We start from the raw sequence: 17099 nt of genomic DNA on the forward strand, positions 1-17099 counted from the left end.
TTAAAGTTGTTGTAGTTGACTGTCTATTTGTTCCAATTGAAGGCGCGGGTTGGGCTCGTTAAGCATATTGTTGAAGGCTGTGTAACTGACACGAATAACAGGTTGTATGTGCTTTATAAACACACGGCGGCGAACGGTAGTTTCGTCCTCGTATTTGTCGATAAGGTCGGCCACTTCAACGCATCTGCGCAAGTATGCTGCGCGACGTCCTAACTGCATCTTCAATTGTTTTTTTTCGTCCATTAGTTCCAGTGTGCTAATCGGTTGTGTTCTTCTTTGACGGCTTCCTCTTTTTTCAGGATGCTTTCAAGCTTTTTGGTGAGAGTTTCCATCTCGGGGATGGTCATTTCGTACAGCAGTTTACCGGCTATTTTGGGCTGTTTCATAAAGGCATTGACTTTGTTCCAGTCTGTGGTATCAACCCCGTATTTTTGCAACCTTTTCAATATGCCCGACCTGAGTTTCTTTATCCGTTTTTCTTCAGCTTCTGACATCGCTACAGCCCGGTTTTTTGCTTCTTTTTGGTCATTTACAAGCCGTTTAAGGTCGTATATCATTTTGTCGTAACCTGCCTTATTCGTATTGTAGAACTCGCTGAGCGATGTGGTGAGCATTCCGCTGTATTCCCATACCACATCCTCTTTGTTCATCCTCGGCAACTGATTGATCAGTGCGAAGAATACCGAATGTGATACCGTCGCTTTCATGCTACCTGTAGTTTGATGCGTTCGCGCTTGATGACACGTTTGATGCGCCGGATGTCCTCTATCACTTTGATGGTTCTGCCGCCTTCTAGGGCGTGCTGCACCGGGTTGCATTCGTTGAAGATGGCCAGTTGTGTTTCTGCCTCTTCAATGCCGTTAACGGCGCAAATTTTGCGGGTATCTTCGAGAGATGAGCCGCGCAGGTGCAGATAGTTGCGACCAAAACGGCTGTCGAGTTCATCGTATCCATCCTTGTTGAAGCGAACACCGCGTTTAATCTCCTGTTCGAGGTTTTCGGTACCAAGAATTACGCAACCTAAAACATCTTCGAGTTCGTTGTACAGGTGAATGAGGGCAATAAGAGCCGACGGGCGCAATGAGTTTGCCTGATCAAGAATAAGTAACGGACGTATGTTTGTTTTGCCTTTGAACGCAATTGCAATAGCTTCTAATAGGTCGTTTTTGCGAGCAATGCCTTTTGGCATGTCTGCGCCCACTTCAATGGCCAGCTTGGCGAGGAACTCGCGACCGCTCCACTCTTTACAAGCGAGGTAATACACTCCTTTTGTCCGGTTGTTTTCGAGATATACAGAAGCCGGTGTAGTCTTGCCTCCGCCAGCTTTATGACTGATGCCGATAAAAAGAGCCTCACGCTTTGCATCTTCCAGTACCATGTACACGCTACGGAAGTCGTGTGTTTCGGCAATGTTCCATTTTCCTCCGCCAAAGTCGTAGCCCAAAGCCACTGCAATGGTGGAATATATGTCGTCGCCTTTGGCGGCATACACGCCTTTGCGGAGCTGGCTCAGTGCGGTTTCGCTGATAACGCATTTCTTTGCTACCTGTGCCGCTGAACCCATTCGCAAAATCTCTTCCTCGATGAGTCGGAGAATGTCGTTTTTTTGTGTTTGTGTTAGCATTTAAATTGAGTTTAAAGGTGATTTAATACTGATTTCTGATGTTTGTTTCTTCTGTCTCAGCCGCCCATTCTTCTTTTTGGAAGGCCGTTTCGGCATCTTCGTAGTTGTACTTCGGTATGCGACCGGCTGTGAGTATGCCAATCTCCGGGCTTACCTCTTCGGGTTCTGTCGGCATAGCTGCCTCTTTCCGGTTGTGAATAGCCTGTTTGCGTTTGGCTCTGTGGCTCTCCATCTTTTCGTTGATGGCTTTCAGCTTGCCAACAGCCCGCATATCTTTATCGGGGCCGAAGCGTTGTGCCGGGGTGATGGCATCGAATGAGCCCACGTATTGCGCACCATCGTAGAGGTGCACCCGGCTGTAGTCGTCGTAATCAAAGCAGTTGGTGAGTTTAACACCGGTATATCGTTCGGCTACCTCACACTCGTCAATTCCGTAGTAGTAAGGCGCGTTGTCGATTTGCGTCTGTATCATGTAGTTCCGTATCGAAACCTCTTTGCGAATGCCAAACATGTAGCAAAACTCATGTAGCTGTACAGGATAGGTGTTCGGCTTGTCGCTTGTTTCGTGCAACTGTGCCGGTGTTTGCTCAATGTTGGCAAACTTGCGGCTGTAGTTGCTGTATGGGGTGTTGCTGTAAGCATCCAGGAAACCGTCTGTTTCGCGAATTGCATCATCAAAATTGAATCCGTTTTTAATTGCCCACTGGCGCATGGCCGTAACGTATTCTTTGCTCCGGTGCGCCCAGCGGCGTGTGGAGCGAACGCCCTGACCATAGTACAGGTCACTATTCATCATAAACACGTCCTGAAGTGTACCAAACCAACGTTCGATGTTTGCCTTTGCGTTCGGGTCGTGGCTCACGGTCATTATCACGCCTTTGGTACGCATCTGCCCTTCAATCCATGCCCATTCGGCGGTATTGTGCCCGGGAAAACGGTCATAAATAAATTCGTATGGCAAATAGCCTGTATTGCGTACAGCGGCGGCCAGAGCGTTGATAACAGCCTGCGCATTTTCTTCGTAGCAATATTCCCAACCGAGTGGCATACCGCTCATCACGTCACGCACGGCAACGATGTACAGGAACTTTTGACCTGTAACCTTTTTGCCATTGCGGTCGGTGTAGGTGCCTCGATGGTCGATGATATTGACACGGGTACCGTCTATCTGCCAGCAGTCGCCTGCGTAGATGGCCGATTGCATTGGTGTGTAACCACGGTATTTGTTATTGAAGCGGCTTCCGGCTCCGTAACGCTGTTGTGCAAGGAAGTTCATTTCGCTGCTTCCACAGGCATCGCTCACCCATCGTGGTGATGGGCATTCCTTCAGATTGTATTGTGAGCAAAGAAGCCGTATTTTGCGATAAATAAAGGCGTGTGAGTAGTTGCGTTGCGTGTCCATCAATTCGAGCAACCAGCCTTTTAATAAGTCGTTATTCTTGTAGGTGGCACGGTTGGCGTTGCCTTCGTTCTTGGTGTTTACCAGTTCGTTGATGGCTGTGCCTTCGGTATATTCTCGCACTTTGTCGCGGAGGTTACGCCATGTTTTCGGCAGGTATTTCAAGCCCTGAAGGTTTATCTCTGTGGCCAACTTTTCAAAGAACGCGCTCTTTTTGAATGATATGCCGTTTTGTTGGCAATAGCGACTTGCTTCGGTAACAACAGCGGCTGACATTGCAAGCTCCATGTTGCGCGAATAGATGGAAAGAAGCTGCTTGTAGCCTTCGGTGCGAGCTGTATTAATGATTGTCTGTACATCGTTGCTGTAAGTGATTGCGACCGCCTGAAGGCTTTGGCGTGTAGGCAGCATGTTGCGGACGTTTGCTGGTAGCGCAGTGTAGTAGAAGTAACACCGGTTAAGCAGCTGTTCGTGTTTCCATGTACCGCCCGTTTTGTTGGCTCTCGACTTTGCTACACGCAGGTAGTTGTAGTCGGTTGCCTTCATGTCAAGGATATAATCCTGTGACAATAGCAATTCGGAGTCGTAATTAATTATGTGGCCTGATGTAAGCATTCAGTTCAAATATCAAATTTCTTCAGGATGTTTTTTGCATCTTTTGAAATTGGAAGATTGTAAGTGGCTACCTTCTTGATAAAGGCTAATATCTCATTTCCATTATCGACAAGTATATCAGCTCTTGTTATAGCTTTGTTTTTCTTGCTACCACATTCAGAACAAAGGATTCCAGACGGGTAATTGTAGTATCCACCAATAATTTCTTTACCGCATTTAGTACAATGTATCATACCGTTTAATATTAATTTGTGCCTTATATCGGACTCGAACCGATTACCTCCTCCGGACAATACCTGCCAGCATTAAGGCGCTCTCCCCATGAGCTAATAAGGCAATTTGCCGGGCGGTTAAAACTCACAATCGTGCTAACTATTCACATTCAATTCTCAAAAGACGCCCGGCTTTCTCTCTCTTTAGATGTGTTTTGTTGACCGCGGCAAAAAACCTTTCGTTAATTGTCCGGTTACCTTATTTATATGTTTTTCAATCCCAAATATGTCGTGAGCAAAATTTGACTCGTCGAATTCTAGAAGCTTAATAAGGTCAAGAGTGCAACCATTCAAATGCGTTGCCGTGATGTTCATTTGTGTATTAACTACATCATTGCATTTAAGCTCTTCTTTTGCTCTTAATGCAATCTTTACTATTAGTGGTATTTCTTCGTCAGAAATATCCCAATTGATTGTGTTTGGTTCCATGTGTGAGTAGTATTTAAATGGTGATTAAAATTGCCTGCTGTTCATTTACATATATGTCGATCATCTTCTTACTGTTTCTTATTCCGTCCCTTTAGACTATTGCTTTTACGCAGTCGCCGTATTATCTCTATAAGTTTTGCAGCAGGCAATTGTTTGTATTAAACCCGTTTTGATTCGCGCCAGTAGGCACGACTTAATAAATAGAGAGCACTCCCGGTGCCAATATGAAACCATGCACCTGATACAACAGCCGTAATTATCACCGCTGTTCCCATAACAGCCGCTGTAATGGAGAAGTGTTTGTCGTACGTTTTCATTTGTTTGTAGTTGATTTTGGTTTAAGTAAAACGTTCATAGTCTCTATGTATAGATCGGCAGCCTCTTTTACGTCATCTTTCAGCGTTCGGGTGCCTTTCAGTTGCGCCTCCACAGTGGCGCGCGCATACTTCCCGCCAAGCATCTCGGTGATCTTGGTGTAGTCTCCTTTTCGGAGTTTTTCTGAGTAAGGTGTTACATTGTTCATTTTTTGATATATCTTTGTCGGTGATAACGCTACAAATATACAAATGATTTCGCCACATGCAACAGGAAGTACAAAAATTTTCGCCAATCAAACAAAGAATTTTGCAATATGTTGATACATTAGGTATTAGCAAGCGAGAATTTTATGCAAAAACGGGTATTTCTAGGGGCACATTGGAGAGTCCAACCGGAATAACAGAGGAAACACTTACAAAATTTTTCGCCACATTCAAAGATGTAGACCCATTATGGATTATTAGTGGCGAAAAGAATAAGCGGAATGAATATGTAATTAAAAGCAACAATGAGGCGTTAGTTTATGATACGGATTCTATCATACGGATACCTGTCTTTGACGCTTCCTTTGCTGCTGGGCTATCCGGGTGCATTAATGGAGCTCAACCTAATGTAGAAGAATATTTGGCTATACCTCAGACAATGTTGAAGAGAGGGGCTGTATATGCAGGAATAAGAAGTAAAGGACAATCTATGTCGCCTACAATATTTGATTCTGATAGATTGATTGTAAGAATGTTGGATAAGAGTGAGTGGATGGACATGAGAGATGAGCACGTATATGCCATCATAGATAATGAAAGTCGCGGCTTTTTGAAACGTGTTAAGAATAGGTTTGAGCAAGGATTCATTGTGTGTATGTCCGATAACCTTGATAAGATAAACTATCCGAACTTCACCATGCGAGCCGATGAAGTTGTTAGCATTTGGCACGCAGACCTACACGTGTCGGCATTAATGCCCAACATAAATGAGACGTATTACAACCGCTTAAAACGCTTAGAAGATAAGGTAGATACTATTTTCGGCAAGTTGTTGTGATTTGCTTTCAGAAAAGACAAAGGCGCTTTGTTAAAATGATAACAAAAGCGCCTATTTTGTACCCCTAAAAGATAACATTTTTGCGATTATTGAACTGCCGATTGATAACAAAACGGAGTCAGATTTTTGCGATTATTGAACTGCCGATTAAGAAAGGCTATCTTTGCACTCATGCAAAAATATACTGTAAAAATTATGCAGAAGGTCTTACTTCATACCTGCTGTGCTCCCTGTTCAGCCCCAATCATTGAATGGCTACTAAACAATGAATATATACCAACACTATTTTTCTTTAATCCCAATATTTATCCGACAGAAGAGTATTTAAAGCGCAAAAAGGAATGCATTGCTTATGCTCAATTGCACAATATTGATTTTGTTGACGGAGATTATGACCATGAACGATGGTTACAACAAATTGTCGGATTGGAAGAAGAACCGGAAAGAGGCACACGATGCCTGCAATGTTTCAAGATTCGGATGAAAGCAACAGCTATTGTTGCTTCTGAAATGCACTTTTCAGTATTTACAACAACCCTTGCCGGTTCACGCTGGAAGAGCCTGTCGCAAATTACAGAAGCTGGAATATGGGCTGCCTCACACTACAAAAATGTAGATTTTTGGGATAAAGACTGGAAAAAAGCCGGCTTAACAGAACGTCGGAAAATATTATTGCAGGAAAATAATTTTTACAATCAACAATATTGCGGATGCGAATTCAGCATCCGAAAATAGAATGTATTGATAGCCACGTATTCCCCGAAGGATGGCTGTAGAGTAACGGGTTGTTCAGGCAGCAACTGTCCGATTGAAGTTTTGCTCCATGCATCGTGCCAGTAACGCGCCGCCATGTTCTTGCCGGTATCGGGCAGTGGACGAAACTACAAACAACAGCAGGCAAACCACCTGCTGTTACTTTCTTCAACTAGTCAATTATTGTTGATTTTCAGCATTTTATTAATGCAACAACAATTCTGATACATTACCATCCTTGTCTACCAAGACCTTTATTTCTATATTTCAATTTTTGTTGAGCCATTTTATATTTCAACTCATAAGAAGATGGTAATTTCTGCCTATCTGTTGTGTCTATATGTTTTATAAAACTCTCATAATCGCCCTCTTTCCAAGCCTTGTTTGCAGCATCTAAATTTTGATTGTTTCTCAATTCTGCTGTGTATTTATTGCTTTTGTTTAGGATATATTTTTCTACTGCATCTAAAATACTTATGTCTCCAATTATTAATGGATATCCCTCACCATCAAGAAAAAGTGCAAGATTATTTACAAAGACATTCGGCGTTACATGGTCAATTTTTAAAGCAGAGTTAAAAACAGTCCTGAGAATATTCTCATCAATTGGATATAAAGAGCTATTTTTTTTACCAATATAAAAAGAATTAGAGTTTTCCCTTTTATCATGGCTAACGATAAGTACGATATCGTCTGACTCTATTTTTACATAATTACTAAACTGCTCAATGATACGTAGATCGTTTTTATGAAAAATCTGCTTAAACCTATCTATTACAATTTTATTAAATTCCATAATTCTATATTAAAATGGCGGCATCCAAGCTCCCATATTGGGATTATATACCCAGCCTCGGGTTTGTAAAGTAAATCTCTCAGCATTTAAAAAGCCGCCTGTAGGAATTAGATCCCCATTTGGTAACCTATACGAATCAAAAATTGGATTCCCTAAATTCATTTCATAGCGAAGAGCACTATAGTTAGCGTTCCAGTTCAATTTAGGAGTTCCTTTATCTGGAAGATGCAGCATATAATCTCCCGCTTTCCAACCAGTAGATTCTCCTGTTTGTTCTACTCCCCACTTAAATAAATTTAGTCCACTTTCAGTACTTGTTTCTGTAGCCATCATCCCTCGCGTCATTCCTCCCATAAAAGGAGCGACCATCAGTATTGAATTTACTCCTGCATCCCGGAGTTCGTTATCGTTAGCCGATACTCCCGAAAGATGCCGACTGCCTCCACTTGAGAGATTGGTGCCCCAGACATAAAAACCGTCAAGAACGTTGTACGCTATACGGCTGACAATATTGTCATCCCTAAATTTTTCCCATCCATTAGACTGAGACGCACTTATGCTGCCATACTGCGCTATCATTGCCTGGGTTTGTGCAGCTACTCCGGCATACTGTCTCTGCAATGCGGCTTCCTGTCCCGGATACACACGCGGGTTATTGCCTACGTAATAGAACCCTCCCTGGGAAGAGTTATCTCCGGTGCCAAAACTGGGCACTCCCCATTTTTGCAACGTTTGGCTTGCACCGCCCGTGTACACGCCGGGATGACCTTTATCCGTACCGTTAAGCCAGCTCCAGGGGGTATCTCAAAATGTTTTCTTTACCTGCAATTACAAATAATACAACACAATTTATTTTGAAAAATCGAATTCAGACCTAAAAGGAATATTTACAATATTTAATTCTTTACATTTATCATTAAATTGTTGTAAGGTCAGAGGCCCCATTAGCCCATTTCTAGTCCTCCAATTCATTCCTTTCCTTAACGGTAAAATGTAATAATTAGTCTTGGCTGTGTCTGGTGGATTTGGAAATGTTCTTGGGTGTTGTTTCACTATCATGTATTTGTCATTATATCCAATTGCAAAAACCATAGCATCAATAATAGTACCAGAATTATTCACCTCTTCTTCCCTATAGTTTAATTCCAAATCATCTACAACATCTGCTGCTATTAAATAATAATGATCAACAACATGCTTTTTTATCGCAAAATCACAACTGTATATTATACAAATCAAACTGCAAAATAATACTGTATTTCTCATTTTTGGGTTCTTAAAGGTTCGGTAAAAATATACGTTTGTATCATTGTTCCCATCGGTCCATTTATCCAATTCCATTTATAAGGCCATAAATGATATGCAGCAGAACCAAATGTAGTTTGATTTGTTATCGTATATTGCAGATTATTTCCTACAACATCTATTTTATAATGATAAGAACCAACAAACTGTTCTATAGGGTCTAATCCGGCTTGAAATAATCCTTTTAATCCAAAACCGGGTGAATCTTCAGTTTTTCCGTTTCTATAATACTCTTCACGGGCTTTAACGATACCAGCAGCATTTCTAAATGAATTTGCAATATCATCATTATTATAAGACAAACTCTCGTTATCTCCAATAATCCACGCGCAAGTCATATTTACAGCTCTGTCAAATTTGTTCATATACGACCTGAATTGATCGTCAAAACTCATACCGTCCTCTATCCCGGAACTTGTTTCCACATTAGCTACATTCGTTACCTGCAACCAGCTTTGCCAAGCTATGTCTGTACCTCTTTGCTCTCTTTCCCTTGCTATCATTGCTTGTGTCTGTGCAGCTACTCCGGCATATTGCCTTTGCAATGCAGCTTCCTGTCCCGGATACACACGCGGGTTATTGCCCACGTAATAGAACCCTCCCTGAGAAGAGTTATATCCGACACCAAAACCGGGTACTCCCCATTTTTGCAACGTTTGGCTTGCACCGCCCGTGTACACGCCGGGATGACCTTTATCCGTGCCGTTGAGCCAGCTCCAGGGCGTATCCCAAAATGTTTTCTTTAACCATTTTAGCGCATCCCCCACCCACGAATCGAAGATTAGCGCCAGCTAATTTCCCAAAAGATCAAAGTCCAGTCTAAGTCAAAAAACTACAAACAACAGCAGGCAACACTACCTGCTGTTATTTTCTTCAACTAGCCAATTATTGTTGATTTTCAGTATTGTATTTATGCAACAACAATTCTGACACATTACCATTTTTGCCCCATATCGGGAACCGCTCTACGGTATGGCATAGGCACGCTTTGCAAAAGCGCACCAGCCACATATCCGCGCCATCAAGGAGGCTTTTGTATTATTCATATCCGGGATAATTAATTGGATATTTATTGCCTTTTAGAAGTTCTATAATTCCCAATGGATTTATTACTATACCGATATATGATTTTTGGTTTTCTCCTTCTAATTTTCCAACTCGGGTAAAATCCTTGTCATTGATATGCCATACATACCAATTGTTAGATACTTTGATTGGCTTTTCTCCAGCTTTCGAACCATAGTTGCTTGTATCTCTGAACAAAATATCTTTAATAGTTCCAATTTCAGTGATATTTCCAACGTTTTCCCAAAAATTCATTTTTAAACCCAACTTAGTAATACAATGAGCATAGAACTCAACTGCTCCATTTACAACTTCTACTAAATCAGGCGTTGCATTAATTGGGTATACTGTTTTAAAAGCCCTGATTACATCACTGTTTAGTTGTGTTAAATCAAATGCGATTAATTGAAAATACTTTTTACTGTTGTCATCCAGTTTAACCGAAAATACGTCTCCTATTTTTGTGTTTGCTCTTGCCATTATTTTATAATTAAGGGTAAATACCAAACATTGACCAGTTCTTAGGTGCTATTGAATTAATCTTGTTCAATAACAATCCTCCATCTTTTCCTAATCCATATTGGTTGATTAATGTCTGTTCCCAGACTCGGGCTTCTGTCCTATTTAGATTTGTAGCACCTTCAACTACACGATAATCTAATAATGACCTTGCTGTGCCAGAATTTAAATGTTCCGCAAATCTCACAGCTGCTTCCCTTTCTGTAATGCCAACATACCGGACTGTACCGGCTGCGTCAAGCCCTTCATAAACAAGGTTAGTCCCTGTTTTAGCAGCTTCAGTTCCTCGGGCAATAGAGTTAACCTCGCCACCTACTCCATCAGTAAATACCCAAAGTGCCCCCAAACACATGTTATTGACCATACTCAGATAATTACCTTGAGCATGATCCCTTCCAGCACGCATGAAGTCACCGACAAAAGGAATGTTGTAATACCATACCTCACTTACCGCTTGTTGCTCCCTTTCCCCTGTTATCATCTGTTGTGTTTGTGCAGCTACTCCGGCATACTGTCTCTGCAATGCGGCTTCCTGTCCCGGATACACACGCGGGTTATTGCCTACGTAATAGAACCCTCCCTGAGAAGAGTTATATCCGACCCCAAAACTGGGTACTCCCCATTTTTGCAACGCTTGGCTTGCACCGCCCGTGTACACGCCGGGATGACCTTTATCCGTACCATTTATCCAACCCACGGGCGTATCCCAAAATGTTTTCTTTAACCATCTAAAAATTTGCCACGTATTTCCCGAAGGGTCGCTGTAGAGTAACGGGTTGTTCATGCAGTAGCTGTACCGGTTGAAGTTTTGCCCCATGTCCGGGTCTTGCACAAACGGATCGAGCCCCAGGAATTGTGCTAGTTTGGGATCATAAAGTCGTGCATTGAGGTTGATGACTCCGAATTTATCCAGATGCTCCTGCCCGGTGTAACCCCGGTTGGTAATGTCGGTTCCGGTGGTTAGTGTCTGGTTGCCCCACGCATCGTAAAAATAGCGTGACACGATATTACCACTTGCGTCTGTTATTGTGCGGAGACTGCCCAAGTGGTCGGTGCCTACCGTATAGAAAGAACGCGTGCCTCCGGAAGTTATCGCTATGGCAGCCATCCCGTCGGGCGTGTAAATATAGTCAAATTCTTTGGTTACGCCTCCTGCTATTTCCTTCTCGTAGTTACCGTAATAGTACTGGGTCGCAGTTAAGGCATCATTGGCGCATGATGTCATTTTGTTGCGCTGGTCATCGGGATTGTAAGTGAAATTCAGACGATAGTTGACACCCCCGACATTCTGCTTCAATTCACTAATACGGTTGGACGAGGTATAAGTATTTGTACCTTGCTCCTGCGAAAAGGTCGGTTCCACGCAATTTGTTACCTTCAGCACTTGTTGCTTGCCAGTATCATATTGGTAAGTTCCTACATCACTTTTGGTATTTATACGCCCGTCGGTATAATACCTAACGGACTGCGTAACCCCGCCACATGTTACATCTGTAAGACGCAACAGATTATCATAAACAAAACCCTCGTCACGCCCGTTACTTATATCGTTGCGGCGGGTGAGCGTGCCTTTAATGCCATCGAAGGTATACTGCACCTCGTCTATGGAGGTTCCCCCGTTAAGCAATCGGATATTCTGCGGCAGGTTGTAGGTGTCATAATCATTTTTCCGTATCAATCCATTGGCGAGCTGGCTCTCGGTAACTTTACCAAGGGCATTCACTGCATTGGCCTGCCACAGGACGTTGTTGGTCGCTTTATCGCGCATCCGTTGCAGAATGCCGTAAGCGTCATACTCGTATTTCACGGTTAAACCCGATGGCGAGGAGACTTCGGATAGGCGGCTGTAGCCATCATAACTGTTGGAGGTTGTGTAGCCGGAGCCATCGATGGTTTCGGTTACTGCCGCCGGTTGCCCGTATTGCGAGTAGTTATATTGCCGAACGGTAGCTCCCCCTTGCAGTATGGCAGCCAACTGCCCGGCTCCATAACCCGTGGCGGGTTTGTAGCTATAGGAATAGGCCGCTTCGGGGGTATTTTTTGTCAACAACCGCCCCGCGGCATCGTAGGTCATGGTGGTAGTTTCACCCTTCGGCGTGGTTTGCGAAGCCAACTGCCCGTAGGCATTATAATCGTAACCCATGTTGGCGGTCATATTGGGGTCGGTAAGCGAGTTTTGGTAGCTGCGGTTGTCATACCCCAGCGTGGTGGTGAACCCGTTAGCTGTGATGGTTCTGGGTTTACCCAGGCTGGTGTAGGTATACGACACGGTACTGCCCTCCGGTTCGGTCTTCGAATCGGTGAGTCCGCTACTGTTGAGCAAGGTGGTTTCCGTGTTGCCATCGGGGCGGGTAACGGTAGTGGTTAAACCATTGTAAGCATAAGAAGTAATACGGCTTTGAAAAGTTTCGGCATTTAACCGTCCGTAGTCGTCGTACCCGTAACTCGTTTTTCTTGGGCTTTCTCCCGAATAATAAGGCAGGGAGGCGTATTCCAATTGCCCCTTAGCGTTGTAACTTTTGGTGGAGATAATAGTAACCCCGTTAAAGCCGGTGGTCTGACGCTGTACTTCGCGGGCCAGGGCATCGTACCACACGGTGGTAGTAGGAGATCCTTCCTGTGTAGTCTGGGTATAGTAAAGCCCCGTGCCGCTACCATCCCAGTTAATGGCAGTTGTTATGGTCTTACCCGTTGGTGGAGTTACTGCTGTTACCGCTCCAAACCCGTCGTACAGGTAGCCGGTAGTTTCATTATCAGGCAGTTGTTTCGACACTAACCGACCCAACGGATTATAACCGTATGTAGTTGTCAGCGAGGCAGCATCGGTCTGTGTAAAAGGGAAACGGCCAGTCGATTCAAACACTGTGGATGCAGTAGCCGAGAGTAGTCCGTTGGCCGAAATCCGGGTGGAATTGACATTGCCGAAATTGTCGTAACCGTACCCATAATTCACCGCTTTGGGGTTGCCATAAAAGTCCGTTTTACCGGTCAATCGTCCCAGTCCGTCGTATGCATAGGTCGTGGTTGAACTGTAAGTACCATACAATCCGCTATTGGTAACTGTCGACTGCGTAGCGCGGTTTTTGTAACTGCTGTTGTAAGCGCCATACAAGAAGGAGGAGGTGGTCGTAAGACTGCCCTTTGTTTCGGTTACTGAAGTAGGATTGCCATCGTTGCCCGATTCATACACAAAACTTTTAGTGGTCGAGAGCCCGGTCAGGTTATCGGTCGTAGTTTGAGCAGAGAGGTAAGGGTATATTCGTATCCCCCCCAGTGAATATACGCCGTTTGTATAGGCTGTTGTTGATATCGGCTTTCCGTCGGCAGTGGTTACTGTTTGCTGAGTGAGGTATGTATTGAAATACGTAGGGTCGAAACCAAATTGTTGTACTATTTTTCTGTTCTGGTTCGTATTAATTGCCGTAATCTCATCAAACCCCAAAAGCCCTTTTCCCTGCATGTGTATTTTCAGGTTCTTGTATTGATATGTAGTTGTTGATATATTATTCCCAGCTGTTGTCGTCAGACTGTCAACCGCAAAATATCCCATACGCAGAGTCTGTAACGGATAGGTATACTGTTTGTCTGAAGTGCCAAAATTTGGTCTGCTTAAAGTTTTATATGAAAAAGTAGTTGTATTATTATATCCATCAATAATTTTACCTACGCGCAAATAACAGTCATTGGATTTATGAGTAAATAAACCTAGTATACATCTCTGTTTTTCATTCGTATATGGTTTTGGATAGCAAATAAATGCGAGGCTCGACCTTCCTCGTTCTTTGAAATCACCAACTCCCAAATTGTCATAATATAGAGTATGATTGAAATACGTATTGGCATCACCCGGTACAATATCTGGAGTAAATTTACCTTGCCCGTCACTAATCAAATAATGAACATAGAAGGTTCTGTTGTCTGCTTGCTGTAAATCTGTATAATACCCATTACTACCTATTGGTCCCACCAAAGTAGCAAGATCTGATTTGCCATCTCCATTAAAATCACCAACAAACAACTGAGAATTATATTTATACAGATCTGGCAAAGCCAATGCTTTCTCAAATGTTTTTCCATTTGAGACGAATAGAGAGTCATTGTACGAATTCTGTCCGTTTAATGCAATGATATCGGTTTTGCCATCTCCATTAAAATCGCCGGTACATATATAATTACTAAAGTCGAAACTTGACTGATTGAGGTCATCAAGATTGGTATAAACACCGATGTTCTTATTATGAAAATTTCCCTGAGCTACAGGTTGAAATACAGGAGTTGTTCCAGCTGCAGCAGAGGATAAATGATATATAGCATATGTTGGAGAAAATTCAGCTGCAAAGATACTAGCATTGGGATTGAACTGAATGATTTTTTTTGCAACATCAATCTTCATTAAGTCGGATTTACCGTCTCCATCAAAATCTACAACTTTAAAATTAGCTGTACTTGAAAAAGAGTCTATTCCTCCCGCTCCACATATAGAAACTGAGAGATCATTATTCACTTTATATAGATTACTTGCTAATGGAGAATTATTCAAGATCAAAATTTCATATTTTCCATCTCCATTAAAATCAGCACAAAAAGCATTCTCTGAATCTGAAGTAAAATGACTCGTTATGACCTTTCCTTCTTTATAGTCATACAACCAGTTATCTTCTTTAAAATAAAAGATATCATAATTGTATACAGATGCACTTGCTTTTGATATGCAAAGTACATCCTTATAGCCATCTCCATTAAAATCGCCTATCAAAATTTTATCAAAACCACTTGGCAAATAGCAAGTAGTTTCAACAGTTTCATGGGCATCATCAACATAGAAACGAACAATTGCTATATCCCTATTCGGATAAGCAGATTTATTCGGGTAATAGATAAAGTCTGTTTTTCCATCATTATTAAAATCTTCGTAATCATAAATATAATTTGGTCTCATCCAACTTTGTTCAGCACATTGATTTGGCGTTTCAATTGCCAGCTTATCAGGTATAATTGCAGTTGAATTATACCGACTTCCATCACTACCATATTCTTCCACCTCGGACAATTTCGAATAGAGACCATCGTAAGTATAATTAAACCGGTATTCTCGGTCGGTTAGATTGCTGGTCGATACCTTAATTCGAGAAAGAATGACGGATTGTGAACTTTTGGTTCCAGCTACATATCCTGTTTGGATATCATTACGCGTTTCGTAGAAAAATTCAACACTGCTGTATGATGTCAGACCCGCCGTGGTATTACCACCGTAATCTATCCGTTTGATACGGAATTCACCTTTAGCATTATCTTCCTCATAACTATAAGTAGCATAATTACCGTTGACATCGGTTACCCGGTACAGTAACCAACAAAGCGGCGTAGAGGTTCCCTGCGCTTCGATATACGAATCGTCTGATGCTCCGTATTGAAGGATGTCACCATCTTTAGTTTTTACTTCGAAGCCAAGTTTACCGTTTATAGTTTTCATCGTGATAGTGCTGTAATTCTCTATCTCTGTATGGTACACAGCATTTTCCACGAGATTAGTCCCCCCGGTGAGCATGAGCCGTTGCCCATCCAACATCAGGTTATCATTAGTCGAAAGCTGAATACCTTCCGTTCTTCCATCATGGTAAATGGTGCTACCGGTACGGCTTATCAAAGATGTTCCACCGAGGCTCCAACCATATCCCAACATGCTATTACCCCCTTGACTACTATTATATGCAACTGTCAGGTTGGGTTGCAAGCCACCTGCCGCAACCGGCACATGAATGGGAATCGTATAGGTTGCTGCTCCGGTAGGACTAACATCCGCACTACCAGCAGTTGTGCCTACCACGTAAGAAGTATTCAGAGACCGGTTGACGGTGGGAATAGCATCGCCCGACTGATAGGCTGCATTTATCAAAATACGAGGGTCGATCGCAGCGTTAAAACTGCCGATAGAGGTGGCACTGCTTTGGAAACCAGGTAACAGACGAACCTGATCGCGGGCTTTGTACACACCACTGGTCTGACTATTGAGCGTGATGGTTTGTTGTGCTGAAACACCACTCATACAAATGGCTAATAAAAGGAAAAGTAATATTTGTTTCATATAGTTTGTCGTTTAATTGTTAGTAGATTGGAATAATGATAAACAAAGAAGCTGTATTTTTACATCTTCAAATTTCCAAATCATTATTGTTTTACAATTTTCCATTTACTCACATTCCCACCTAGCGATACATCGAGCAGATACATACCGACGGCATCCCAGGTAATATCTATCGAGGTACGGTCGGAGGTAATGCTTCCATATCGCAGTTGTTTTCCTTGCATGTTGTAAAGCACATAGTAATTCTCCGCCTGAGAATCGAGACCTGTAATCCCGATAGCGAAAATTCCCTTGGTGGGGTTGGGATAAATGGAGATGGTTTGTTGTCCGTCGGCAATCTGTGCTACGGGTTGTTGCATATCTCGCTTAAATGACGAAGCACCGGATCTTACAGAAACTATATACCGTGAAGTACGATTGCCATTGGAGTCGTATGTGTAACCTATAGTGGGTGTCTGTCCGTATATCGACGAAAAAGCGCCGGCCATAAACCATAATAATAGAATGAATTTTTGCATAGTAAGTTTTGTTTTAGTTAGTTAGTTTTTTTGACACACTATCAACTTTGTGTATTTGACATAAAAATGGGATGGAAGAGTACTAATGAATGCTACTATTTGAATAACCTGACAAATATTATGCTTCAAACTACAAAAATGAGGAATCTTGTGATAAAGACTGGAAAAAAGGCGGCTTAACAGAACGTCGGAAAATATTATTGCAGGAAAATAATTTTTACAATCAACAATATTGTGGATGCGAATTCAGCATCCGAAAATAAATTATACGGGATAAAAAAAGTGTTTGGAAAGCCGCCATAACCACTCACGTGGGTATGGTCGGCTTATCACAAACACGAGGTTTCAGTCAATCTTTAG

Annotated in this window: 17 protein-coding genes, 1 tRNA gene and 1 pseudogene; 3 read left to right on the forward strand and 16 right to left on the reverse strand. The window is 42.5% G+C overall.

What is annotated here, in order from left to right; all coding sequences use genetic code 11:
• From F8N35_RS07640 to F8N35_RS07680, 9 genes are all read right to left on the reverse strand, one after another.
• Entirely contained in the window at window positions 1-219 is a 219-nt protein-coding gene (locus tag F8N35_RS07640) for a hypothetical protein (protein WP_293050918.1), read from the reverse strand.
• 23 nt (window positions 220-242) lie between these two features.
• Entirely contained in the window at window positions 243-707 is a 465-nt protein-coding gene (locus F8N35_RS07645) for a hypothetical protein (protein WP_293050921.1), read from the reverse strand.
• Entirely contained in the window at window positions 704-1624 is a 921-nt protein-coding gene (locus F8N35_RS07650; protein ID WP_293050924.1) for an ATP-binding protein, read from the reverse strand. The genes F8N35_RS07645 and F8N35_RS07650 overlap by 4 nt, the downstream gene beginning before the upstream one ends.
• 22 nt (window positions 1625-1646) lie before the next feature.
• Window positions 1647-3638, reverse strand: a complete 1992-nt coding sequence (locus tag F8N35_RS07655; protein WP_293050927.1) for a transposase family protein — start codon at window positions 3636-3638, stop codon at window positions 1647-1649.
• 5 nt (window positions 3639-3643) lie between these two features.
• Complete coding sequence (locus F8N35_RS07660; protein WP_293050930.1) at window positions 3644-3871, reverse strand: hypothetical protein; 228 nt, start codon at window positions 3869-3871, stop codon at window positions 3644-3646.
• A gap of 19 nt (window positions 3872-3890) precedes the next feature.
• Window positions 3891-3974, reverse strand: a tRNA-OTHER gene (locus F8N35_RS07665).
• Window positions 3975-4054: 80 nt separating this feature from the next.
• Window positions 4055-4339, reverse strand: a complete 285-nt coding sequence (locus F8N35_RS07670; RefSeq protein WP_293050933.1) for a hypothetical protein — start codon at window positions 4337-4339, stop codon at window positions 4055-4057.
• 158 nt (window positions 4340-4497) lie between these two features.
• A complete protein-coding gene (locus F8N35_RS07675; protein WP_293050936.1) occupies window positions 4498-4656 on the reverse strand; it encodes a hypothetical protein in 159 nt (52 codons plus the stop codon).
• Complete coding sequence (locus F8N35_RS07680) at window positions 4653-4862, reverse strand: hypothetical protein (RefSeq protein ID WP_293050938.1); 210 nt, start codon at window positions 4860-4862, stop codon at window positions 4653-4655. Before F8N35_RS07680 ends, F8N35_RS07675 begins: the two co-directional genes overlap by 4 nt.
• Before the next feature lie 56 nt (window positions 4863-4918).
• Between F8N35_RS07680 and F8N35_RS07685 the strand changes: the two genes are divergently transcribed.
• Both F8N35_RS07685 and F8N35_RS07690 read left to right on the forward strand, forming a co-directional pair.
• Window positions 4919-5698 carry a S24 family peptidase gene (locus F8N35_RS07685; protein ID WP_293050940.1) on the forward strand — a complete coding sequence of 260 codons (780 nt, stop codon included), beginning with the start codon at window positions 4919-4921 and terminating at the stop codon, window positions 5696-5698.
• 195 nt (window positions 5699-5893) lie between these two features.
• On the forward strand, window positions 5894-6433 hold the full coding sequence (locus tag F8N35_RS07690) for an epoxyqueuosine reductase QueH (RefSeq protein ID WP_293050942.1): 540 nt from the start codon (window positions 5894-5896) through the stop codon (window positions 6431-6433).
• A 247-nt stretch (window positions 6434-6680) separates the two neighbouring features.
• On the opposite strand, the gene F8N35_RS07695 is transcribed toward F8N35_RS07690, so the two are convergent.
• The 7 genes from F8N35_RS07695 to F8N35_RS07725 form a co-directional block, all read right to left on the reverse strand.
• Window positions 6681-7247 (reverse strand): hypothetical protein, encoded by a 567-nt coding sequence (locus tag F8N35_RS07695; protein WP_293050943.1) that lies wholly within the window; start codon window positions 7245-7247, stop codon window positions 6681-6683.
• A gap of 9 nt (window positions 7248-7256) precedes the next feature.
• Complete coding sequence (locus tag F8N35_RS07700; protein ID WP_293050945.1) at window positions 7257-7961, reverse strand: hypothetical protein; 705 nt, start codon at window positions 7959-7961, stop codon at window positions 7257-7259.
• A 135-nt stretch (window positions 7962-8096) separates the two neighbouring features.
• A complete protein-coding gene (locus tag F8N35_RS07705) occupies window positions 8097-8513 on the reverse strand; it encodes a DUF3997 domain-containing protein (protein WP_293050947.1) in 417 nt (138 codons plus the stop codon).
• A complete protein-coding gene (locus F8N35_RS07710; protein WP_293050949.1) occupies window positions 8510-9319 on the reverse strand; it encodes a hypothetical protein in 810 nt (269 codons plus the stop codon). The genes F8N35_RS07705 and F8N35_RS07710 overlap by 4 nt, the downstream gene beginning before the upstream one ends.
• Window positions 9320-9590: 271 nt before the next feature.
• Complete coding sequence (locus F8N35_RS07715; protein WP_293050951.1) at window positions 9591-10097, reverse strand: hypothetical protein; 507 nt, start codon at window positions 10095-10097, stop codon at window positions 9591-9593.
• 10 nt (window positions 10098-10107) lie between these two features.
• A complete protein-coding gene (locus F8N35_RS07720; protein ID WP_293050953.1) occupies window positions 10108-16221 on the reverse strand; it encodes an RHS repeat-associated core domain-containing protein in 6114 nt (2037 codons plus the stop codon).
• An 83-nt stretch (window positions 16222-16304) separates the two neighbouring features.
• Window positions 16305-16739 carry a T9SS type A sorting domain-containing protein gene (locus F8N35_RS07725; RefSeq protein ID WP_293050955.1) on the reverse strand — a complete coding sequence of 145 codons (435 nt, stop codon included), beginning with the start codon at window positions 16737-16739 and terminating at the stop codon, window positions 16305-16307.
• A gap of 113 nt (window positions 16740-16852) precedes the next feature.
• Between F8N35_RS07725 and F8N35_RS07730 the strand changes: the two are divergent.
• Window positions 16853-17002, forward strand: a pseudogene (locus F8N35_RS07730) (epoxyqueuosine reductase QueH); the annotation flags it as partial.
• Window positions 17003-17099: the final 97 nt, after the last annotated feature.

Source organism: Paludibacter sp. (assembly GCF_009712605.1).
Classification (GTDB): Bacteria; Bacteroidota; Bacteroidia; order Bacteroidales; family Paludibacteraceae; genus Microbacter.